The organism is Candidatus Devosia phytovorans, assembly GCA_029202405.1.
GTDB lineage: Bacteria > Pseudomonadota > Alphaproteobacteria > Rhizobiales > Devosiaceae > Devosia > Devosia phytovorans.
In genome coordinates this window covers 1,934,483-1,955,969 of the sequence record CP119312.1, presented here as the reverse complement: position 1 = coordinate 1,955,969, position 21,487 = coordinate 1,934,483, and the positions used below count along the sequence as shown (strand labels likewise).

At 62.5% G+C, this 21,487-nt stretch carries 23 protein-coding genes and 2 riboswitches; of the genes, 15 read left to right on the top strand and 8 right to left on the bottom strand.

What is annotated here, in order from left to right; all coding sequences use genetic code 11:
- Positions 1–27: 27 nt before the first annotated feature.
- The 3 genes from P0Y65_09740 to hemB form a co-directional block, all read right to left on the bottom strand.
- Positions 28–765 carry an arginyltransferase gene (locus P0Y65_09740; GenBank protein ID WEK06500.1) on the bottom strand — a complete coding sequence of 246 codons (738 nt, stop codon included), beginning with the start codon at positions 763–765 and terminating at the stop codon, positions 28–30.
- A gap of 60 nt (positions 766–825) precedes the next feature.
- A complete protein-coding gene (locus tag P0Y65_09735) occupies positions 826–1,335 on the bottom strand; it encodes an RDD family protein (protein WEK06499.1) in 510 nt (169 codons plus the stop codon).
- 63 nt (positions 1,336–1,398) lie between these two features.
- Positions 1,399–2,412 carry a porphobilinogen synthase gene (hemB, locus tag P0Y65_09730; GenBank protein ID WEK06498.1) on the bottom strand — a complete coding sequence of 338 codons (1,014 nt, stop codon included), beginning with the start codon at positions 2,410–2,412 and terminating at the stop codon, positions 1,399–1,401.
- Between the two features lie 94 nt (positions 2,413–2,506).
- Here hemB and P0Y65_09725 point away from each other — a divergent pair, with 94 nt between their 5' ends.
- From P0Y65_09725 to P0Y65_09710, 4 genes are all read left to right on the top strand, one after another.
- Positions 2,507–2,896 (top strand): hypothetical protein, encoded by a 390-nt coding sequence (locus P0Y65_09725; GenBank protein WEK06497.1) that lies wholly within the window; start codon positions 2,507–2,509, stop codon positions 2,894–2,896.
- A 200-nt stretch (positions 2,897–3,096) separates the two neighbouring features.
- Positions 3,097–3,606 carry a MarR family winged helix-turn-helix transcriptional regulator gene (locus P0Y65_09720; protein ID WEK06496.1) on the top strand — a complete coding sequence of 170 codons (510 nt, stop codon included), beginning with the start codon at positions 3,097–3,099 and terminating at the stop codon, positions 3,604–3,606.
- Between the two features lie 274 nt (positions 3,607–3,880).
- A complete protein-coding gene (locus P0Y65_09715; GenBank protein ID WEK06495.1) occupies positions 3,881–5,119 on the top strand; it encodes a L,D-transpeptidase family protein in 1,239 nt (412 codons plus the stop codon).
- 174 nt (positions 5,120–5,293) lie between these two features.
- Positions 5,294–5,497 (top strand): serine hydroxymethyltransferase, encoded by a 204-nt coding sequence (locus P0Y65_09710; GenBank protein ID WEK06494.1) that lies wholly within the window; start codon positions 5,294–5,296, stop codon positions 5,495–5,497.
- A gap of 64 nt (positions 5,498–5,561) precedes the next feature.
- Here P0Y65_09710 and P0Y65_09705 read toward each other — a convergent pair whose 3' ends face one another.
- Positions 5,562–6,020: a BA14K family protein gene (locus tag P0Y65_09705; protein ID WEK06493.1), complete on the bottom strand. Its 459-nt coding sequence runs from the start codon at positions 6,018–6,020 to the stop codon at positions 5,562–5,564.
- 124 nt (positions 6,021–6,144) lie between these two features.
- A riboswitch (ZMP/ZTP riboswitch) is annotated at positions 6,145–6,228 on the top strand.
- A gap of 113 nt (positions 6,229–6,341) precedes the next feature.
- Between P0Y65_09705 and P0Y65_09700 the strand changes: the two genes are divergently transcribed.
- The 4 genes from P0Y65_09700 (at position 6,342) to nusB (ending at position 9,786) form a co-directional block, all read left to right on the top strand.
- On the top strand, positions 6,342–7,643 hold the full coding sequence (locus tag P0Y65_09700; protein WEK06492.1) for a serine hydroxymethyltransferase: 1,302 nt from the start codon (positions 6,342–6,344) through the stop codon (positions 7,641–7,643).
- A gap of 9 nt (positions 7,644–7,652) precedes the next feature.
- The gene (gene nrdR, locus P0Y65_09695; protein ID WEK06491.1) at positions 7,653–8,129 is read left to right on the top strand and encodes a transcriptional regulator NrdR; all 477 of its coding nucleotides are present in this window, start codon (positions 7,653–7,655) and stop codon (positions 8,127–8,129) included.
- A complete protein-coding gene (ribD, locus tag P0Y65_09690; protein ID WEK06490.1) occupies positions 8,126–9,202 on the top strand; it encodes a bifunctional diaminohydroxyphosphoribosylaminopyrimidine deaminase/5-amino-6-(5-phosphoribosylamino)uracil reductase RibD in 1,077 nt (358 codons plus the stop codon). The genes nrdR and ribD overlap by 4 nt, the downstream gene beginning before the upstream one ends.
- Before the next feature lie 89 nt (positions 9,203–9,291).
- Positions 9,292–9,786, top strand: coding sequence for a transcription antitermination factor NusB (gene nusB / locus P0Y65_09685; protein ID WEK06489.1), 495 nt, complete (start codon positions 9,292–9,294; stop codon positions 9,784–9,786).
- 60 nt (positions 9,787–9,846) lie between these two features.
- On the opposite strand, the gene bamE is transcribed toward nusB, so the two are convergent.
- Positions 9,847–10,296: an outer membrane protein assembly factor BamE gene (bamE, locus tag P0Y65_09680; GenBank protein ID WEK06488.1), complete on the bottom strand. Its 450-nt coding sequence runs from the start codon at positions 10,294–10,296 to the stop codon at positions 9,847–9,849.
- A gap of 168 nt (positions 10,297–10,464) precedes the next feature.
- Here bamE and P0Y65_09675 point away from each other — a divergent pair, with 168 nt between their 5' ends.
- From P0Y65_09675 to P0Y65_09650, 6 genes are all read left to right on the top strand, one after another.
- On the top strand, positions 10,465–10,992 hold the full coding sequence (locus tag P0Y65_09675) for a ubiquinol-cytochrome C chaperone family protein (protein WEK06487.1): 528 nt from the start codon (positions 10,465–10,467) through the stop codon (positions 10,990–10,992).
- Positions 10,989–11,537, top strand: a complete 549-nt coding sequence (locus tag P0Y65_09670; GenBank protein WEK06486.1) for a DUF177 domain-containing protein — start codon at positions 10,989–10,991, stop codon at positions 11,535–11,537. The genes P0Y65_09675 and P0Y65_09670 overlap by 4 nt, the downstream gene beginning before the upstream one ends.
- A gap of 178 nt (positions 11,538–11,715) precedes the next feature.
- Positions 11,716–12,789 carry a phosphate acyltransferase PlsX gene (gene plsX / locus P0Y65_09665; protein ID WEK06485.1) on the top strand — a complete coding sequence of 358 codons (1,074 nt, stop codon included), beginning with the start codon at positions 11,716–11,718 and terminating at the stop codon, positions 12,787–12,789.
- Complete coding sequence (locus tag P0Y65_09660) at positions 12,786–13,763, top strand: ketoacyl-ACP synthase III (GenBank protein ID WEK06484.1); 978 nt, start codon at positions 12,786–12,788, stop codon at positions 13,761–13,763. The genes plsX and P0Y65_09660 overlap by 4 nt, the downstream gene beginning before the upstream one ends.
- Before the next feature lie 238 nt (positions 13,764–14,001).
- Positions 14,002–14,313: an integration host factor subunit alpha gene (locus tag P0Y65_09655; protein ID WEK06483.1), complete on the top strand. Its 312-nt coding sequence runs from the start codon at positions 14,002–14,004 to the stop codon at positions 14,311–14,313.
- 24 nt (positions 14,314–14,337) lie between these two features.
- Positions 14,338–14,793: a MerR family transcriptional regulator gene (locus P0Y65_09650; protein WEK06482.1), complete on the top strand. Its 456-nt coding sequence runs from the start codon at positions 14,338–14,340 to the stop codon at positions 14,791–14,793.
- 1,051 nt (positions 14,794–15,844) lie between these two features.
- On the opposite strand, the gene P0Y65_09645 is transcribed toward P0Y65_09650, so the two are convergent.
- Complete coding sequence (locus P0Y65_09645; GenBank protein WEK06481.1) at positions 15,845–16,822, bottom strand: DMT family transporter; 978 nt, start codon at positions 16,820–16,822, stop codon at positions 15,845–15,847.
- Positions 16,823–16,921: 99 nt separating this feature from the next.
- Positions 16,922–17,074: riboswitch (FMN riboswitch) on the bottom strand.
- 213 nt (positions 17,075–17,287) lie between these two features.
- Between P0Y65_09645 and P0Y65_09640 the strand changes: the two genes are divergently transcribed.
- Positions 17,288–18,298, top strand: coding sequence for a P1 family peptidase (locus P0Y65_09640; GenBank protein WEK06480.1), 1,011 nt, complete (start codon positions 17,288–17,290; stop codon positions 18,296–18,298).
- Between the two features lie 36 nt (positions 18,299–18,334).
- On the opposite strand, the gene P0Y65_09635 is transcribed toward P0Y65_09640, so the two are convergent.
- Both P0Y65_09635 and ugpC read right to left on the bottom strand, forming a co-directional pair.
- Positions 18,335–20,338, bottom strand: a complete 2,004-nt coding sequence (locus tag P0Y65_09635) for an aldo/keto reductase (protein ID WEK06479.1) — start codon at positions 20,336–20,338, stop codon at positions 18,335–18,337.
- A 72-nt stretch (positions 20,339–20,410) separates the two neighbouring features.
- Complete coding sequence (gene ugpC, locus P0Y65_09630) at positions 20,411–21,487, bottom strand: sn-glycerol-3-phosphate ABC transporter ATP-binding protein UgpC (GenBank protein ID WEK06478.1); 1,077 nt, start codon at positions 21,485–21,487, stop codon at positions 20,411–20,413.

Here is a 21,487-nt window from a genome sequence, read left to right as displayed (position 1 = left end):
CAACCAAGGCCGCGGCAACCCGAGACGCTATCCCTGCTCGGGCATCCTGCACCAGCCGAGCGTCCCGCGCTGCACCTCGAGCGGCCGATAGAGCGCCTTGTAGGCCATCTTGGGCGATTCCTTCACCCAATAGCCGAGGTAGACATAGTTCAGCGCCGCTGACCGCACCTGCGCGATATGATCGAGAATGAGAAAGGTCCCAAGGCTCCGATGCGCCAGGTCGGGGTCGTAGAAGGAATAGACCATGGACAGCCCATCGGGCATCACATCGGTCAGCGCCACGGCGATCAGCGTCTGGTCTGGATGATTGCGCAACCGGTATTCCACCAGCACCGACTGCACCGGCGTATCCTCGACCATATATTCATAGTCGACGAAACTCATCTGGTTCATGCCGCCGCCGGCATGGCGCGACTCCAGATAGCGCTTGAACAGGTCATATTGCTCGCTGGTCGCCGTAGTCGGACGCACCTCGATGGAGAGGTCGTCATTATTGCGCAGCACGCGGCGGAAACGGCCGGAAGGCTGGAATTCATTGGCCACGATGCGCACCGACTGGCAGGCATTGCAGCCCTCGCAGGCCGGGCGATAGATCAGGTTCTGGCTGCGGCGGAAACCATTCTCGCTCAGCAGATGGTGCAGGCTCGACGCGCGTCGGCCCGACAAATGGGTGAACAGCTTGCGCTCCTGCCGCCCCGGCAAATAGGGGCATGGCATGGCGGCAGTCAGAAAGAGCTGCGTGGTTTCCGGCGTCTGGTCGGTCATCCAGGACCCTTGGCTACGATCCGGGGAGTGTACGCTCCCCGGCCACGGGCCGCAACCTTGTCAATAGCCGCGGTCACTCTGGCCGCGCCAGTGCCGCACCATGGGCGAGCGGCGCACCATCAGCGTGCCGACCACGAGATCGTGGATCATCTGCCGGCGCGGCGTAAACAGCGCAAACAGCAGCGAAATCGGCCACGAAATCCAGGTCGTCAGCCAAAAGATCGCGGCATGGATGATCGCCATCCAGCCATCGAGCGGCTGCCCGCGCGTCGGCGTCAGCACGATGTCCATGAACTGCATGCCCACCGTCGCCCGGCGGCTCGAGCCCAGAGTGGCCGTGTAATAGAGCAGAATCGTCACCGGCACGACAAACACCAGCGCCAGCCAGGCGAGGCCAAAGGTCAGCAGGCCCGCAACCAGTCCTACGAGGCTGAAGCCCAGGATCATCGCGCCCATGATCACCACGTCGATGATGAAGGCGCTCACCCGGCGCGTGAGCACCCCCTCGAACAGCTCGGGTGCGGTTTCCGGATCGGGCAGGGCGGGTCGGACAGTCTCGGTCTGGTACATGCCTCAAACATTGTTATGTCCCGCCCGGCGCGCAAGACCTGCGGTTACAAAAATGTGCTCGGCCTACGCCCCGAGCTTGCGCGCCACTTCCAGCGCAAAATAGGTGAGCACGCCATTGGCGCCCGCCCGCTTGAAGGCATGAAGGCTCTCGATGATCGCGCCCTCGCGGTTGATCGCCCCGGCCGCGGCCGCCATCTCGATCATCGCGTATTCCCCGCTCACCTGATAGGCGTAGATCGGGATGTTGAAATTGTCCTTCGCCCGCCGGACGATATCGAGATAGGGCAGCCCGGGCTTGACCATGATGCTGTCGGCGCCCTCGGCAATGTCCTGCTCGATCTCGCGCAAAGCCTCGTCCGAATTGGCATAGTCCATCTGATAGGTGCGCTTGTCGCCCACGAGGCGACTGCCGGTGCCCACCGCCTCGCGGAACGGACCATAATAGAAAGACGCATATTTGGCCGCATAGGCCATGACCTGGACGGGATCAAAACCCTCGCCATCCAGCGCCTCGCGGATCGCCCCCACGCGGCCATCCATCATGTCCGACGGCGCAATGATATCGGCACCCGCCTTTGCCTGCACCAGCGCCGACTTGATCATCACCGCGATGGTTTCGTCATTGAGGATTTCGCCGTCGCGCACCAGCCCGTCCTGGCCATCGCTCGAATATTCATCCAGCGCCACATCGGCAATGAGACCAACTTCCGGCACGGCGCTCTTGATCGCGCTTAGCGCCCGGCACATCAGATTGTCCGGATTATAGGCCTCGGCACCATTGCTGCTGCGCAAATGGTCCGGCGTATTGGGAAACAGCGCCAGTGCCGGAATGCCGGCATCGCGCGCCGCTTTGGCGGCTTCGACACAGAGATCGACGCTCAGCCGTTCGACGCCCGGCATGGTGCGGATCTGCGTGCGCTCGTTCTGCCCCTCGATCACGAACAGCGGCCAGATCAGGTCGGCCGGGGTGAGCACGCTCTCGCGCACCATGGCCCGGCTCCATTCCGTGCGGCGCGTGCGGCGCAGCCGGCGACCGCCGAGGAATTCCATGTCGTGCTTGTGCCAGGTCTCGGTCATGAAGGGCTCCTTGTTGCCGCGTGGTGTAGCAGCGGGCCGGGTTGCATCCAAGGTCTGGCTTGTCGCAGCCCTTGGCTCCAGCTAGAAACCCGGCATGGATTTCAACGCCCAGCCTATCGGCATCTATATCCGCATCGTTGCCATCATCAGCCTGCTGCTCGGCCTCAACGACGCGGCGCGCCTGCTTGGCGTTGGCCTCGGCGCCGTCAGCCCGGTCGCCACCATGGGCATGACCGGCTTCGTCCTGCTCGGCATCTTCAGCCTCGCGCGGCTCTTCGCGGCGGTGGGTCTGTGGATCAAGGCGAGCTGGGGTGCGGTGCTGCTGATCAGCGCCACGGCGGTCGAACTCGGCCTCTATCTTTTCGGCAATCCGGACGTGCGCATGTCGGCCCTCGGCTTTGCCGTTCGGCTGGTGCTGCTGGCCTCGATCCTTTTGATCTTCATTTTATCGATCCGCCTCGAGCGCGCCCGCGCCGTCGACTGAAACCGGGCGACCCCAGCAGTTTACGCCCGCGTAAGGTTACAGATTTATGCACTGGTGTAACGAAGAATAAAGGCAAATTCTCATTGCATTCCAGTAAGATGCTCTTAATCACGCTGCTTAGGGCGATCTTAGTCCGCACGCCGTAGTTTGGCCTCATGAGATGCGAAAAATCGCACAGACTGCAAAACAGTGAGGCACAAATGGCAATCAAATCCAACGCAGCCGAGGCAATGGTCCCGGAACGTCCCCAGAGCCTGAAGCCGCTTTATCTGGAAGCTGTTTCCCGTGTAGAGCGCCTTCATCGCCGGCTCCTCGACCTGATCAAGGACGAGTTCGACCGTATGGGTTGGGACGACATCAACCCGGTTCAGGCCCTGCTGATGTTCAACATCGGCGACGCCGAGCTGACCGCCGGTGAACTGCGTAGCCGCGGTTACTACCTTGGCTCCAACGTCTCCTATAATCTGAAGAAGCTGGTCGAAACCGGCTATATCTTCCAGGAACGCTCTCGTTCCGACCGTCGCTCGGTCCGCATCAAGCTGACCCCCAAGGGCGAGGAAGTGGCTGAAGTCATCGACGAGCTCTATGACCGTCACCTCAAGTCGATCGACAAGGTCGGCGGCCTGGGCGACGACGAATTCGACGGCCTCAACAAGGCTCTCGCCCGTCTCGAGCGCTTCTGGGTCGACCAGATCCTCTACAAGCTCTAAGTCCCGGAATAGCGGCGTATCTGTTGCGGCTGCGCCACATCCGAAAGCAAACGCCGGTCCTTTGGGCCGGCGTTCACATTTGCGCCGCAAATCAGCGTAAATGGCATCGTTACGATGGTTTGAAACCATTTCCCGCTTATTCATGGTTGTTGAAGTGTTGAAGTTCACATGCGTTTGAGGCGCGTTGTGAGCTGCGGGACGCGATGCTAATTCCTGGATCCCCGGCATGGGGCCAGAACTTTCGGGTGGATAGATGCGGTTGGATAGACGTTCCTTGCTGAAGTACACGGCTGTGGCCGGCGCTTCCCTGGCGATGCCGGCGTTGGCGCGCGGGCAGGAGTCCATTTTCGACATGATGAATCGCGGCAATGTGCTGCGGAACGTCGACAAGGATAGCAATATCGCGGCGGCCGAGGCGCTGATCGCGACCAATGAGCCGATCCTGTCATACGATACGCAGCACAATCTGCAGCTGGCGATTTCTCAGTACGAGCCCTTTGTCGCCAATGGCGGCTGGGAAGAAATCCCCCAGGAAGCCTTCCGCCTCAATATCGGCAAGTCCGGCGCGGCAGTCATCCAGCTCAAGCGCCGCCTGATTTCGTCGGGCGACATGGCGCTGGTGCCCAATATCAATGACCTGTTCGACGAAGCCACCGATCGCGGCGTCCGCACCTTCCAGGCGCGCCATGGCCTGATCACCAATGGCCAGATCGATGAGCCAACCTGGTACGCCATGAACGTGCCGGCCGCCACGCGCCTGCAGCAGCTTTATCTGAACTTCACGCGCGTCCAGAACATGGCCGCCAATCTCAACCCGCGCTATGTCGTGGTGAATATCCCGGCCGCTACCATCGAAGCGGTCAATGACGGCATGGTCGAGCAGCGCCACACCGCGGTTGTGGGTCGCGTCGAGCGCGCCACCCCGATCATGGCCTCCCAGGTCAGCCAGATCAACTTCAACCCCTATTGGCATGTGCCCAAGTCCCTGGTCCGTCAGGACCTGACCAAATACATGCAGGAAAACCCCAACTACCTGGCCGAGCAGAATATTTTCATCTACGACGGCTCCAACAAGGTCGATCCCGCAACCATCAACTGGGCCAATATCAGCGATCGTGAAGTCGGCTACATGTATCGCCAGGAGCCTGGCGCCGCCAACTCCATGGGCCATTGCAAGATCAACTTCTACAATCCCTACGATTGCTACCTGCACGATACGCCGACCAAGGCGCTGTTCGGCGAAAACGCCCGTTTCCACTCCTCGGGCTGCGTTCGCGTCGATGGCGTCAACGCCCTGGTCAACTGGCTGCTGCGCGACAATGGCGATTGGGACCAGACCAAGGTCGACACGACCTTCGAGTCGCTGCAGCGACTCGACGTCGAGTGCAAGGCCCGCGTGCCGCTGCACACGACCTACATCACCGCTTGGGCCAACCGCCAGGGCACCGTCAGCTTCCGCGACGACGTCTACAAGTTCGACGAGCAGGGCAAGGTGACGTTCGAACAGGCTTGAGACCGTAAAATTCGCCCCGGTGGCGCGAATTTAGGTCTCAAGGCCATGAGGCCTTTGGCCGAATGGCACGAGCACCCAGGATATACCGTCAACACCGCAACGCCCTCCATCCGGAGGGCGTTTGCTTTTGGGCGGCACAGAATCTTGCTAACATGACCGGGCAGGGGGCGTGTGATGGCCGACGGTGAAGTCTATTTCGAGTTTGTTCAGGTGGGCCAGCAGATGCGGGTCGCCGCCATCGACGTTGCCACGGCCATCGAAGTCATCGTCATCACGCCGGTCACGGCCAGCAAATACCAGATGCAGCAGATGGCGCTGAACAAGCTGCGCAAGAAGCTCAGCGAGACGCCAGCCGAGGCGCCTCGCAAGCTGTTCTGACAGGAGCGCTTTCAGCAAAAGTGGCTACCACTCTTGCGGTTCGAAAGCGCGACCACGCAGAGGGTTAGAGGTTGCAGCGGCGGCGGATGCCGTCATAGCCCATGAACGTATCGGTCTCTTCGTCATAGGACCGATAGCGGGCATAGCAAGCCGCCACATGGCCGCTATAGCCATCTCCGGTCACACGGCCAATCACCCGATCGCCACCGCCACTGTTGTTGCTATTGGCGAGTGCGCCCCCAAGGATCGCGCCGAAAGCCAGGCCGAACAGGCCCGAGGCAATGGGATCGATCCGGTCACGGCGTGATGAATAGAACCGGTCGTAATCCCGATCGGTCCAGCGACCGCCATAATAGCCGCGGCAGTCGTAGTCATTCGGATAGCGGTCGCAATAGGTCTCGATGACCTGGGCGCGCTGGCCATAGCTGAAGGTGACACCCTGCGCCTGGGCGGGTGCGACGGCGGACACGGCCATGGCCGAGGTGAGGGCGGCGCCGATGACGCCTGCGCGAAGGATGTTCATCTCATTGCTCCTGCAAACAACGTGTGTGCTGCTTCAATGCCGCGCAGAGCCTTACAGTTGCTCGTCGCGCGTCGAATTTACCCAGCTTGGCTCTTTTCCTCCGCCCCGTTCTGCGGCATAACGGGTGGGTTCGCGCGACTGGCGAGAAGAGATGGGACACCATCGGGAAACGCGAACCTTATCCCTGCCGCTCGCCTGGGCACCCATTCGCAACCAGGGGAGCCCCATGTTCACAGCACCATTCCCACGGCCTTGGAATCGCCCGTCGCGGCATGTTAAGGCCACGCCACCATCCTTCGTCGCTAGCGAGGTAATCTTGCCATGACCACTGCCAACACTGCCTCGCTGTTTCCGAACTTCTTCACCAACTCCGTTGCCCAGACCGACCCGGAACTGGCCCAGGCGATCAGCAATGAGCGCACCCGCCAGCAGGACGAAATCGAGCTCATTGCTTCCGAGAACATCGTCTCGCAAGCCGTTCTCGAAGCTCAGGGTTCGGTGCTGACCAACAAATATGCCGAAGGCTATCCCGGCAAGCGCTACTATGGCGGCTGCCAGTATGTCGACGTTGCTGAAAGCCTCGCCATAGAGCGCGCCAAGCAGCTCTTCGGCGTCGCCCATGCCAATGTGCAGCCAAATTCGGGCTCCCAGGCCAACCAGGGTGTCTATCAGGCGCTGATCCAGCCCGGCGATACCATCCTGGGCATGTCGCTCGACGCCGGCGGTCACCTGACCCATGGCGCCAAGCCCAACCAGTCCGGCAAGTGGTTCAACGCCATCCAGTATGGCCTGCGCAAGCAGGACGGCCTCGTCGACATGGACCAGGTGCGCCAGCTCGCCCGCGAGCACAAGCCCAAGATGATCGTGGCTGGTTTTTCGGCCTATTCGCGCGTCATGGACTGGGCCGAATTCCGCGCCATCGCCGATGAAGTCGGTGCCATCCTCTTCGTTGACATGGCCCATGTTGCCGGTCTCGTTGCTGGCGGCCAGTATCCGAGCCCATTCCCGCATGCCCACGTGGCAACCACCACAACCCATAAGACCCTGCGCGGCCCGCGCGGCGGCCTGATCCTCACCAATGACGACGACATCGCCAAGAAGATCAATTCGGCCATTTTCCCGGGCATCCAGGGTGGTCCGCTGATGCATGTCATCGCCGCCAAGGCCGTGGCCTTCAAGGAAGCGCTGCAGCCCGAGTTCAAGACCTATGCGGCCCAGGTCGTGGCCAATGCCAAGGTCCTGGCCGAAACCCTGGTGAAGGGCGGCGTCGATATCGTCTCCAAGGGCACCGACAACCATCTGATGCTGGTCGACCTGCGTCCCAAGGGCCTGACCGGCAAGGCAACCGAGCAGGCGCTCGAACGCGCGCATATCACCTGCAACAAGAATGCCGTACCCTTCGATCCGGAAAAGCCGGCCATTACCTCGGGCATTCGCCTGGGCACCCCGGCCGGCACCTCGCGCGGCTTCGGCGAGGCCGAATTCAAGCTCATCGGTGAACTCATCATCGAAGTGCTCGACGGACTCAAGGAAAACGGCGATGACAATAACGGCGCGGTGGAAGCTGCCGTCCGCGCCAAGGTGAAGACCCTCACCGACCGTTTCCCGATCTACGCCAACTAAGGTCTTTCCATGCGCTGTCCCTATTGCGGTAACGACGACACGCAGGTCAAGGACAGCCGGCCGACCGAGGATTCCGGCGCCATTCGCCGTCGCCGCGTCTGTAACGGATGCGGCGGCCGCTTCACCACTTTCGAGCGCGTGCAGCTGCGCGAGCTGACTGTGGTCAAGAAGAGCGGCCGCAAGGTCCCCTTCGACCGCGAAAAGCTCGCCCGTTCGGTCTACACCGCGCTGCGCAAGCGCTCGGTCGAAACCGACCGCATCGAGCGCATGATCTCCGGCATCGTCCGCCAGCTCGAAAGCCTGGGCGATGTGGAAGTCACCTCCGACCAGATCGGCGAATATGTCATGGATGGCCTCAAGGGCCTCGATGACGTAGCCTTCGTGCGCTTCGCCTCGGTCTACAAGAATTTCTCCGCGGCTGACGACTTCCGCAGCTTCCTCACCGAACTGGCCGAAGGGCAAGGCTCCGTGCGGGACGACGAGTGACCGACCTCACGCCCGAAGACCGCCGCTGGCTCGATGCCGCGGCCCGTTATGCTGCGCCTTTCCAGGGCACTACGGCCGACAACCCCGCGGTAGCCGCCCTTATCGTCGATCAAATCGAGCAGACGCTGATCGCCCGCGCCGTGACGGCAAGGGCCGGGCGCTCACATGCCGAGGCGCAAGCCATTGCCGCTGCCGGCTTCGAAGCCGCCGGTCGCACGCTCTATGTGACGCTCGAGCCCTGCAATGGCTGGGATCGCACGCCACCCTGCGCCGATGCCATCATCCGTTCGGGAATCATGCGCGTCGTCATCGGCGCACTCGATCCATGGTCAAAGGGCTCGGTCGCCCATCTGCAATCGGCGGGCGTCGAGGTAGTCGTCGCCCAGCACGCTCCCAGCATCGCGCTCTATGCCGGCCGCGTCCTGCGCCACACAGATTCGCGCCCTATGGTGAACATTGCCTTGGTGGTCTCCGCCGATGGCCGGATCGATCTCGCCCAGCCCGGCACCCTGGGCCGCAACTGGCTCGACATGCTGCGCAGCCGCTCCGACGCCATTCTCGTCGGCGCAGCCACGGCCAAGGCCGATCCCGACCTCACGGTCCGCCTGCCGGGCCTTGAACGCCGCACGCCGCTCCGCGTGGTGCTTTCGGGCGCCACGGGCGTTGATCGTCGGATGAATCTGATTGGTGGCTTCTCCGGCCATCGCACTGCAATCATTGCGCAAACCGACGTCGCCGTCGACGCGCCCGTCTCGGTCGAAACCATCCGCGTCGCCGGCGACAATGGTCGCCCCGACCTGCGCGAGACGCTCAAGGCCTTGGGTGCCCGCAAGGTGCAGAACCTGCTCGTCGAGCCTGGCCAGCGCCTCCTTGCCGCGATGCTCGAAGCCGATCTGGTCGATGGTGTCTCGCTGCTGACCACCACGGCCAGGCGCGGGGAGGGCGGCACTCTGGCCTCTCCAGATGGGCCGCTGGCCGATCTCCTGGGCGCCGCCGGCCTTGTGGAGATCGAGCGCCAGCGCCTCGGCGAAGACACCTTGCAGCGCTACACGCGTATCCTGCCGCCAGTTTGAGTTGATGTTCGGCTTCCGGACGATTAAGGGGTTGCGGTGCCGCATGCGGCAGCGCGGTGCCCCAACCGCATGATGGAATGAAAGTACCGATGGCCGACGCCCCCAAACGCGATCCCCAAGCCGAACGCCCCGCCAACCAGCGCGGCGCGGCCCGTTTTGCCGCCGTCCAGGCGCTCTACCAGATGGATATCGGTCGCGCGACGCTGGAAGACACGCTGGCCCAATTCGGCACCTACCACCTCGGCCGCGAGATCGAGGGCGAGCAATATCTCCCCGCCGACGCCGATTTCTTCAAGCAGATCGTCACCGGCGTCACCAAGCACCAGATCGCCATCGACCCCGCCGTCGACCGTGCCCTGGCCGACGGCTGGCCGGTGGAACGCGTCGATGCGACGCTCCGCGCCATTCTGCGCGCCGCCGCCTTCGAGCTGCTGCGCCGCAAGGATATTCCCCCGCGCGTCGTCATCACCGAATATGTCGATGTCGCCAAAGCCTTTTACGAAGACGACGCCACCGGCCTCGTCAACGCCGCGCTCGACGCCATCGCCCGCGAAGCCGGCACCGACCTCGCCGGCACCAAATAAGCCTCAGATACAAAAAAGCCCCGGCAAAACCGGGGCTTTTTCTTTGGCTCGCGCCAGAAATCAGAAGCTGCTGAGGATCGAATCCACAAAGCTGCGGTCTTCGCCATAGGAGGGCGTGCGGCGCGACTCGATGGCGACGGTCTTGCCGTCCTGCAACCCGTAGACGGCCTTGTCGGCGACCTTCTTGTTCTTGTCGAAATACACCACCAGCACGGTGCGCGAGTCGTTCATGGTCAGGCCGAACGCCGTCTGGCGCACCTTGGTCTCGACATAATACCAGGCCGACTCGTCACCGAACGTATTGGTCGACTGCGGTGAACCCAGCACCAGTTGCACCAGTTCCTGGCTCTGCCCGGTGCGAATCTGGGCCTGGGCGCTATCGGAAATCTGGTAGCCCTGCGTGCGCGAGGTGATCAGCGACGTGCTGCTGGTACAGGCGGCGAGGGCCATTGCCATCATGGTGACAGCGGCGATCGGCACGAGTTTACCGGAGGCATTGCGCAGGTGCATGAATTTGACTTTCCCGATGGCTCTCGACTATAGGCTCGACAACAAGGCGGCGGCCCTTGTAGCCGCCGGAATGTGTAGCTGCCAACTTGTCGGTCTGGCAAGCTGGCAATGGTACGGTGGGCCTGTTTGCCACCCCAAAAGGCCGATCCAGATGCTGAGCGCGAGCCCATGATCCTGTCTCTGTTCCGCAAGGATACTGCCACCGAACCGGTTTACGCCGTCTATAACGCCATTGTGGCGCAATCCCGGCAGCCGGTTTTCTACGCCGATTGGGGTGTTCCGGACACGGTGACCGGCCGTTTCGACATGATCAGCCTGCATATGGCGCTGCTGTTTCGCCGCCTGCGCGCCGAGACCGGTTCGCAGAAGGAATTCAGCCAGGCCGTGTTTGATCTCTTCTTCAAGGACATGGACCGCTCGCTGCGCGAAATGGGTGTCGGCGACCTCGGCGTGCCCAAGCGCATCCAGAAAATGGGCAATATCTTCTTCGGCCTGCTCGCCGCCATGAACGAAGCCATGGACCGCAGCGACGCCGTCTCTCTTGAACAGGTCCTGGCACGCAATATCTATATGGGCGAGATCACGCCGCAGGTGAGCGCGCTTTCGACCTATCTGATGGCCCAGGATGGCTTTCTCGCCAGCCAGCCACCAGCCGCCATTACCCTGGGTACACTGACTTTCGAGGCCGCCGCTTGAGCGCTGATACGCCCCTTTTCGACGCCATCGTGCGCATCGACCGCCTGCCGGCTACCGGCCGTGACCTCAAGGTGACGCTCGACGAACCAACGCGCGCGCGCCTCGCCGAAGCGCTCAAGCTCACCGCCGTCGACAGTTTCGAGGCCACGCTCGTCGTCTCGCCCCTGCGCGGCGGCATCCGGGCCCTGGGCCGGCTCAAGGCCGAGATCGTCCAACCCTCCGTCGTCAGCTTCGAGCCGGTCGGCCAGAAGATCGATGAGCCCGTCGATCGCGTCTTCCTTCCCGAGCCGCATGGCCACCACAAGCCCACCCCCGGCTCGGAACTCTTCATCGACCTCGAAGACGATGATTTTCCTGATCATATCGACGGTCCCGAAGTCGATCTCAGCGCGCTTATGATCGAAACCCTGGCGCTGGCCATCGATCCCTATCCGCGCCTGCCCGATGAAAGCCTTGATTCTCTGGGCATTGATCTGGGCAACGGACCGTCCGGTCCTTTCGCTGGCCTCGAAAAGCTCAAGAAGTCCACCGATACTGAGCGCTAGAGCGTTTCGGCAGAGTGGTTCCATTCTGCGCTTCGAAAACGCGACCACTCAAAACCTGGAGGTTTTTCAGCGTTTCATCGAAACGGTGAAAAGAATCCGGGGCCTCGAGCCGGGCTTGCACCGACTCCCCTATAAGATATGTTTGCTTGTCTCCTCGCGGAGCACAGAACGGGCTGAAATGACCGATACTATAACAATATCAGTGGATGCCATGGGCGGCGACAACGCGCCGCGTGCGGTCATTCACGGAGCCTTCCTGGCCCTGCGCGAGCGCAAGAACACCCGCTTTATCTTCCATGGCCGCGAGGAGCTGATTGCCCCGCTGCTCGACGAATTTCCGGCGCTGAAGCCGGTTTCCACCGTCCGTCACGCCGAAGTCGTCATCGCCATGGACGAAAAGCCGAGCCAGGCCCTGCGCAAGGGCAAGAACACCTCGTCGATGTGGATGGCCATCCAGGCCGTCAAGGACAACGAAGCCGATGTCGCCGTCTCCGGCGGCAATACCGGTGCGCTGATGGCCATGTCGACCTTTTGCCTGCGCCCCATGGAAGGCATTTCCCGCCCCGGCATCGCCGCCATCTGGCCGACCCTGCGCAGCGACATCATCGTGCTCGACATGGGCGCCACCATCGGCGCCGACGCACGCCAGCTCGTCGATTACGCCATTCTCGGCTCGGCGCTGGCGCGATGCCTGTTCGACGACAACAACCCTTCCGTCGGCCTGCTCAATGTCGGCACTGAAGAGGTCAAGGGCCTCGACTATATCAAGGACGCCGGCAAGATCCTCAGCGAAGCCTCCGGCTCCGGTTTCACCTATCATGGCTTTGTCGAAGGCGATGACATCGGCAAGGGCACGGTCGACGTGGTCGTCACCGAAGGCTTCGTCGGCAATATCGCCCTCAAGACCGCCGAAGGCACCGCCCGCCAGGTCGGCTCCTATCTCCGCAGCGCCCTCAAATCCAATCTCATGAGCAAAATCGGCGCGCTCTTTGCCACCTCCGCGCTCAATGCCCTGCGCCGCAAGATGGACCCGCGCACGCTCAATGGTGGCGTCTTCATGGGCCTCAATGGCATTGTCATCAAATCGCATGGCGGCACTGATGAAATCGGTTACAAAAGTGCGCTCGGTCTGGGCTATGAAATGGCCCGAAGCCGTCTGATCGACAAGATCGGCGAGACCATGACGCGCTTCCCCATCAAGGCGGCTCCGGCTGTCCCCGCAGTAGAAGAACCCGAGGCGAAACCGGCGTGACCAGAACGCGTACCATTATCCGTGGTGTCGGCGGCTACCTGCCCGAAAAGGTGCTGACCAACGCAGACCTCGAAAAGATCGTCGATACATCCGACGAGTGGATTCAGCAGCGTGTTGGCATCAAGGAACGCCATATCGCCGCCGAGGGCCAGTTCACCTCCGACCTTGCGGTCGAAGCGGGCAAGAAGGCCATGGCCGCGGCCGGTGTAACACCCGACGATATCGACCTGATCATCGTCGCCACCACCACGCCCGACTATACCTTCCCGTCGGCCGCAACGCTGGTGCAGATGAAGCTGGGCATGCACCACGGCATGGCCTTCGACATTCAGGCCGTCTGCTCGGGCTTCGTCTACGCCCTGACCACGGCCGACAGCTATATCAAGAATGGCCTCGCCAAACGCGCCCTGGTGATCGGCGCCGAAACCTTCTCGCGCCTGCTCGACTGGACCGACCGTACCACCTGCGTGCTGTTCGGCGACGGGGCAGGGGCCATGGTGGTGGAAGGCATCGAACTCGCCGATGGCGAAGCCGAGCGCGGAATTCTCTCTTCGGCGCTCCGCTCCGATGGCCACCACTGGGACAAGCTCTATGTGGATGGCGGTCCCTCGACCACCGGCACGACCGGCCATGTCCACATGCAGGGCCCCGAAGTTTTCCGCCACGCGGTCGGCAAGATCACCGACGTGGTCTATGCTGCGCTCGAGAAGGCCGACTATACGGTAGACGACCTCGATTGGTTCGTTCCCCACCAGGCCAATCAGCGCATCATCGAGGGTGCCGGCAAAAAGCTTGGCCTCCCACCCGAAAAGGTGGTGATGACCGTTTCCCTGCATGCCAATACATCGGCGGCTTCAGTGCCACTGGCGCTCAGCGTCGCCGTTGCTGATGGGCGCATCAAGCAGGGCGATCTGGTGATGCTCGAAGCCATGGGCGGTGGCTTCACCTGGGGCGCCAATCTCATTCGCTGGTAACTGTATAGACCGCATTGACCATAACCGTTTCAAAGCGTTAGTGTCACATCGGGCGGAGGAACGCAGCGCCCGAATAATGAGCCGCACGAGTGATTTGTGACGGCAGGGCGCTGAGTGATAGGGACGGTTCCCGCGGCATGGCACAGCCCTTTTGGGCGCGCTTACGGCTGTTCTGAACAGGGACATGGGCGTGTCTCGGCGTGGGGATTTGGACCTTTCGGCAACAACGGGGGTGTCAATGACGCAGAAGACGATTACGCGAGCTGATCTGGCGGAAGCTGTCTACGGTTCGGTGGGTCTGTCGCGAACGGAATCGGCCGAGCTGGTCGAACGCGTTCTCGAACTGATTGGCGATGCGCTGATCACGGGCGCCAATGTAAAGCTCTCCTCCTTCGGATCCTTCCAGGTCCGATCCAAGAATGAACGTATCGGCCGTAACCCCAAGACGGGCGAAGAGGTGCCGATCCTGCCGCGGCAGGTTCTTGTGTTCAAACCGTCCAACGTGTTGAAGTCCAAGATCAACAAATCTATGGTTCCTACTGGAAAATAAGCCATCCAGTGAGTCTAGACCTACGTGGATAAGTCTCCAGACGCCTTCCGGACGATATCCGAAGCCGCCGATGAGTTGGACCTGCCGCAGCATGTCCTTCGCTTCTGGGAGACTCGTTTCGCGACCATAAAGCCGCTCAAGCGTGGCGGCGGCCGGCGTTACTATCGCCCCGAGGACGTGATGCTGCTGCGCGGCATCCGTCACCTGCTCTATGATCAGGGTTTCACCATCAAGGGTGTGCAACGCATCCTCAAGGATCAGGGCAGCCGCTATGTCATCGCCGTTGGCGAAGGCAAGCCGCTCGAAGACCTGCTCCCCATGATCGAAGCGGCCGAAGAGGCCAGCGACGAGGCCGAGATCGAAGAAGCCGTGATGCTCTCCAATCCGGCCCTCGACAAGGAAAGCCGCGACAAACTCTCCGACGTCCTCCGCGAACTCCTCGAATGCAAACGCATCCTGGAACGCGCCCGGGAACACTAGGGCCCGGCGGCAAAGCCCAAAAATCGCTCCGGTGGAGCGATTCTAGGGCACTAGGCAAATGAGGCCTGCGGCCGAATGGCGGTGGCGCGGAGCGCAAAGTCGTCCTGTCTGGCGATGCCATTCCAGCAGCCCTCATGGTGAGGTGCGAGCTCTTCGCGAGCCTCGAACCACGAGGGCGTGGCACGACGGTCCCGCACGCACCGCGCTCAACCTTCTCGCCTTGAGGGACTTCGAGGCGGCGGCATAGCCGACAGATCGCTCCAGTGGAGCGATCTGAGCTGAGAAGGCCATGAGGGCGACGCCCGAATGGCCCAGACTTGTCGCGCACTCGATCTCAACCCTCTCCCCTTGAGGGAGAGGGACAGACCTGACGCGTTCAGCGGAAGGTCAGGGTGAGGGGCTTCTGAGTGTCCCGAAGGGCAAATCGCTCCTGTGGAGCGATTTGAGCGAAGAAGGCCATGAAGGCTATGCCTGAATGGCAAGCTATCCCATGCTTTAATGCTGATGGTGAGCGCTGGACCCCTCATCCGTCTCGGCTGCGCCGAGCCACCTTCTCCCTCAAGGGGAGAAGGTTGACCGTGGCTCTCGACCAATCCGCCGAAACTGACACACCCAATCTCACTTTGTTTAGTGTCCTGTCAGTCCCTTACGGCTCATTTGCCAGATACTTTTCCCCGCCCCCTCAACCCTCCTGCATAATCATCCCGTTCCCGCCGTCACACACGCGGTGCCGACGAAGCATCGGGCGGGGATGAGCTGGCAGCCGGGGTCGCCCGGCACCGGCGTACTGCTGACCACCGGCGCCTTGGTAGCGCCGCTCGATGCAGGCGCAGGAAAAACCGGATCGTGGGAAGCGGCTCCAGCCTCTTCATACAAAACATATTGGGGGCCTCGCGGCCCCCGAGGTGAAAAGCCGCTTCCCACTCGTGTAATCGCGACGCTGCAAGGCCGGGCGAGACTTCCGCACGTGTCGAGGGACGAAACGCCAAGGAACCACCTCACCCCGGATTGACGACCCGGACCGTCAGGTGGTTCCGAGGGTGCAGAGCCTTCAGGCGGCGCTGAACCGCGTGCGGCGCTTGCCGGATTCGGTCCAGTAGATCAGCAGCGAGCCACCGATGATCAGCAGGAACCCCGGCCAGAACCAGACGGCCGGGACCTGGCCCAGGGCGATCCAGCCCAAAAGGCCACCCAGCGGCACCTTGAGGTCGCCAAAGGGCTGCAGGTAGGTCGCATCGGCCAGCTTGTAGGCATGGCCGAGCAGATATTGCGCTGCGGCCGTCAAGGCGCCGAGCAGCAGAAGCAGCAATAGTCCCGTGCCGCCCGGCAGGGCAAAGGGGAAGCCGGCGGCAAGACCGGCGGGCGTGGCAGCCGGAAGCAGCCAGGCCCAGGCATTGACGGCCAGCAGCACCAGCAGGTGGTTCGGCGTCATCAGCACCAGCAGCGAAATGGTCAGCGTCTCGGGCGATTCCTCCCGGGCCAGATACTTGGTCAGCACGTCGGTCACCGCCCACAGCGCCGCCGCCGCGATCGGCACCAGAGTGTGGAGGCTCAAGCCTTCGCTACCGACACCGGAGATGATGATGGCGCCAAAAAAGCCGATGAGACCGGCAAAGATGCGGGCCGTCGAGGCGCGTTCGCCCAGAAACAGCGTCGAGCCGAGGATGATGAACAGTGGGCCGGTCGCCAGCAGCGTCACCATCTGCCAGATCGGCACACCCGAGGCGAAACCATAGACAAAGACATGCACGCCGATCGCCGAAACCAGCGCGCGGACTTCATGGATCAGGGGATGCCGCGTGCGCAGATTCTTGAGCCCGATGCGCCGGATCAACGGCAGCGCCAGGACAGAGGCGATGACATATTGCCAGAAGGCCATGCCGGTGGAACTGAGCCCGAAACCACCATATTCGACGGGTGTCGGCAGCACTGATTGCAGCACATTGGAGCCAGCAAAGGCCACGGCCGCCACGACCATGAACAGCGCGCCGGTGGCCGCATTTTGGGAAGACGAGGAAACCTGGTTCATAAAACGTCCTTTCCGTAACCAGTTTCCTCAGGGTTACGAGACGTCTCGCTGCCCAGGCGCCGGCGCAATGATGCGCAGACGCTGACGAAGCAGCGTTGATCCCGTTCTCTTTCATCCGGACTATGACCGTCGGCCCCGGGTTCAAACCGGATCTGCTGACCCCAGGGACCAATTGGTCCAAAGGCGCTCGCGGGCTCAGGCATCGCTGCCTATACCGCCGGTGGGGAATTGCACCCCGCCCTGAGAACTATGCGAAACCATCGTTCCGCAACGATGAAGATAGGGCAGGGATTCTGACGGAGCAAGAGGCAACACACCTGTAACCGTCGTCAGGCAATGAACAGTTTGGAGCGCCCGGCTGAGATAAACTGTGGTGGCTGGACAATTGCCCGCCACATGCCCGATATGCGCCGGACCTTGACCGATGTTGCGGCAGGTCGAACCTGCCTTCCACGGGGAATAGATTTGCTTGCTGGCCCACGCAACCTCATTACCGATATCGTCGGCCTCCGGGTCGGCAATGCGCAAGACCGCCATATCAAGACTGGCGTGACCGTCCTGACTGCCGACCGGCCGTTTGTGGCCTCCGTCGACATCATGGGCGGTTCGCCCGGAACGCGTGAAACCGACCTTCTGGCCCCCGACAAGCTGGTGGAGGACATCGACGCTCTGGTGCTGTCGGGCGGCTCCGCCTTCGGGCTGGACGCGGCCTCGGGCGTGGTGGATGGCCTGCGCCGCGCTGGCCGCGGCTTCCGTGTCGGCGATGCGACCATTCCCATCGTCCCGGCCGCCATTGTCTTCGACCTGCTCAACGGCGGCGCCAAGGACTGGCAAACCAATCCCTATCCGGCACTCGGATCGCGCGCTCTTGACGCCGCCGGCCCAGATTTCGCCCTTGGCACCGCCGGCGCGGGGACGGGCGCCCTGACCGCCAATCTCAAGGGTGGGCTTGGCTCGGCCTCGCTGCTGCTGCCCAGCGGACATGTCGTGGGCGCCCTGGTCGTCGCCAATCCAACCGGCAGCGTCACCATGGGCGATGCTCCCAACTTCTGGGCCGCCCCCTTCGAAACCGGGGGCGAATTCGGCGGACTAGGCCCGCGCCTGTCACCCCTCAGCTTTGAAGAAACCGCGCGCTCCAAACGCGATCCGGCTGGTCCCATGGCCAATACCACCATTGCCATCGTCGCCACCGACGCCCTGCTGACCAAGGCGCAGGTCAAGCGCCTGGCCGTCGCCGCCCAGGATGGCATTGCCCGCGGTGCCAGTCCCGCCCACAGCCAGGTTGACGGCGACCTGGTATTTGCCCTCTCGACACGCGACAAGCCGATCGCCGATCCGGTGCTCGATATCCTGCGCCTCGGCCATGCTGCCGCAGTCTGCCTCAGCCGCGCCATGGCCCGTGCCATCTACCTGGCCGAACCGGCACCCGGCGATCCCGTCCCCACCTGGTCGCAGCGCTGGGGGCAGGCGGACTAAAGAAAGGGCCCCGCAGGGCCCTCTCCTCATTCAGTGCTAGCCGTTGTCCAGCCAGGCCACCTGATCCGGTGTCAGCTTGATCTCGAAGGTCTTGAGGCTGTCGTCCAGCTCGCCGAGTGTACGGGGACCGATCAGCGGGATCGACGGGAAATCCTGCGCCAGCACAAAGGCCAGCGCAATGTGGATCGGGCTGTGGCCAAGCTGCTTGCCCAGCTCGATGGCCCGGTCGCGGCGGGCAAAGTTCTTGTCATTGTACCAGCAGCGCACCAGTTCCTCATTGTCGGTCTTGTCGCGACCGGCACGGTCGGTGAAGAAGCCGCGACCCTGGCTGGACCAGGAGAAATTGGTGACCTGCCGCGCCTTGAGCCAGGCCTTCCACTCGTCGGTCGAAGCGGTGACGCAGCCATCCCAGATCGGCACCAGCATTTCGCTGAGCGCGAAATTGTTGCTGAGCGCCTGTGGCTTGGTCTTGCCCGTGCGCTCGGCATAGGCGACCGCCTCGTCGAACCGCTCCTTGGTCCAGTTCGAGCCACCGAACGGCCCGCGGATGCGGCCCGCCTTCACCTCGGCATCCATGGCATCGACGAATTCGCCCACCGGCACTTCGACATTGTCGCGATGCATGAAATAGACATCGACATAGTCTGTCTGGAGACGGTCAAGCGACTGCGTCAGCTGCTTGGCGATGACGTCGGGATAGACCAGCGGGCTATGCGCCCCCTTGCCGATCAGCACGGCGCCTTCGCGGGTGCCGCGGTTTTTATGCCATTCGCCGAACAGCTTTTCGGTATAGCCCGAGCCATAGACAAAGGCGGTGTCGAAGATATTGCCGCCCTTCTCCCAGAAGGCATCGAGCAGGATGGCGCCCGAGGCAAAGCTGCGGAAGTCCTCAAAGCCCAGCGCCACGGCGGACGCCTGCTTACCAAGACCGGGAATGCTGCGCTTGGGAATGACGCCCGTGTTGGGCCCGAGCTTGCGATTGTCGAGCGTATTGACCCGCGTGGTGGATTTTTCGACCGAGAACTCGATCCCCGCATCCTTGCGCCAGGCGTCGAGCACCCGGGCATTGCCCAAGCTATCGGCCCAGCTCATGCCCGGCGCGGCCAGTTCCTGCCGCTTGGCAAAGATGGCTTCGGCGGCCGCGTCGGCCTCGAACGAATAGACATGGCGCTCTTCATTGACGCTGATCGTCTCGGTCTTGCCATTCTTGATGACGTCGATCCGGCCTGCGCCCTTGTCGCGATTGCCACCGGCAAACCAGAAGTCCGGCACTTCGATGCGGCCTTCCGAGCCGTGGATGCGCAGCACATTGTCGAGATTGGCCATCACCGCGCAGGACACCTGGGCAACAATGCCATTCTCGAAGGTGAGGACCGCTGCAGCCCAATCGTCGGTGCCTTCGGCATTGAGCTTGGCCGTGCCGGAAACCTTGACCGGATCGGCAAAGGGCTTACCCATGGCCTGGCCGGCCACGAAGCGCGACATCGACACCGGATAGCCGCCGACATCAAGAATGCCGCCACCGGCGAGCTTGGAGGCGAACAGGCGATGTTCGGGCTGGAACTTGCCCATGGAAAAGCCGAAGCTCGACTGGATCATCCGCACGTCGCCAATGACGCCCGAGCGGATCAACTCGCCCAGCTTCGCCGTCTGCGGATGCAGGCGATACATGAAGGCTTCGCCGGCGAAGGTGCCGGCCTTGCGATGGGCGTGGAACACCGCGTCGATCTCGAAGGACGAGAGGGCAAACGGCTTTTCCACCAGCACATGCTTGCCCGCTTCGGCTGCCTTGATCGCCCATTCGGCGTGGCCGGTATGTGGCACGGCAATATAGACGGCGTCGATCTCCGGATCGGCCAGCAAGGCGTCATAGCCATGCACAACCTTGGCGCCGGGGAAATCGGTCGCCAGGTTGGGCTTATTGGGATCGCGCGTGGCAATGGCCGTGATCACGCCATGCTTTGAGCCGGCAACACCGCCCCAGAAGGCCTTGGCAATGCTGCCCGGCCCGATGATGCCCCAGCGAATTTTTTCAGACATGAAATGCGTCCTTGTAATTGATGTCGTGGCAAGGCGCCCTCCGGACGAGGGTGCCTGCAGGTTGGATCGGGCCTAGCGGAGGCGCTGGCCGGAGGAGTCGAAAAGATAGGCGCGCCTGGGGTCGATCGAGACCGTCACGCTGTCCTGGTTGATCTGCTGGCGCGATTCCTCGCGTTCGATGACAAGGCGCTCGCCGCCCGCATGGGCATAGAGGTAGCTGGTCGAGCCCAGGTGTTCGGCCACATCCACATCGAGCGCGATGTCGACGCCGCCTTCGCCGGCCTCGCCAAAATGCTCCGCCCGCACGCCGACGATGACTTTGTCGCCAACCGAACCCGCCTGGATCGGCAGGGTGATTTTCGCATTCGGCAGGCCGGTCAGCTCGACCGTGGTGCCGCCAGTCTTGGCCGAAATCGTCCCAGGCAGAAAGTTCATCTTGGGCGAGCCGATGAAGCCAGCCACGAACTGATTGGCCGGATCGTCATAAAGATCGAGTGGCCGGCCGACCTGTTCCACCACACCTTCGCGCAGCACGACGATCTTGTCGGCCAGCGTCATGGCCTCCACCTGGTCGTGCGTCACATAGATGATGGTGGTCGAGAGTTCCTTGTGCAGCCGGGCGATCTCGATGCGCATGTGAACGCGCAATTCGGCATCGAGATTGGACAGCGGCTCGTCGAACAGGAAGACTTCCGGATGCCGCACGATGGCGCGACCGATCGCGACGCGCTGGCGCTGCCCGCCCGAAAGCTGCTTGGGCACGCGGTCGAGCAGAGGCCCAAGCTCGAGAATGCGCGCGGCCTCCTCGACCTGGCGGGCGATCTCGTCCTTGGACTTGCCGGCGAACTTGAGCGCAAAGCCCATGTTCTCGCGCACCGTCATATGCGGATAGAGCGCATAGGTCTGGAACACCATGGCGATGCCGCGCTGCGATGGATCGACCTCGTTCATGCGCTGGCTGCCGATGACGAGGTCGCCGCTGCTGATCTGTTCGAGCCCCGCAATCATGCGGAGCAGGGTGGACTTGCCGCAGCCCGAAGGACCGACGAAGACAACGAATTCCTTGTCGGCGATATCGAGGCTGACGCCCTTGATGACTTCCAGTGATCCGAACGTCTTGCGGACGTCGCGCAGTTCAAGACTGGCCAT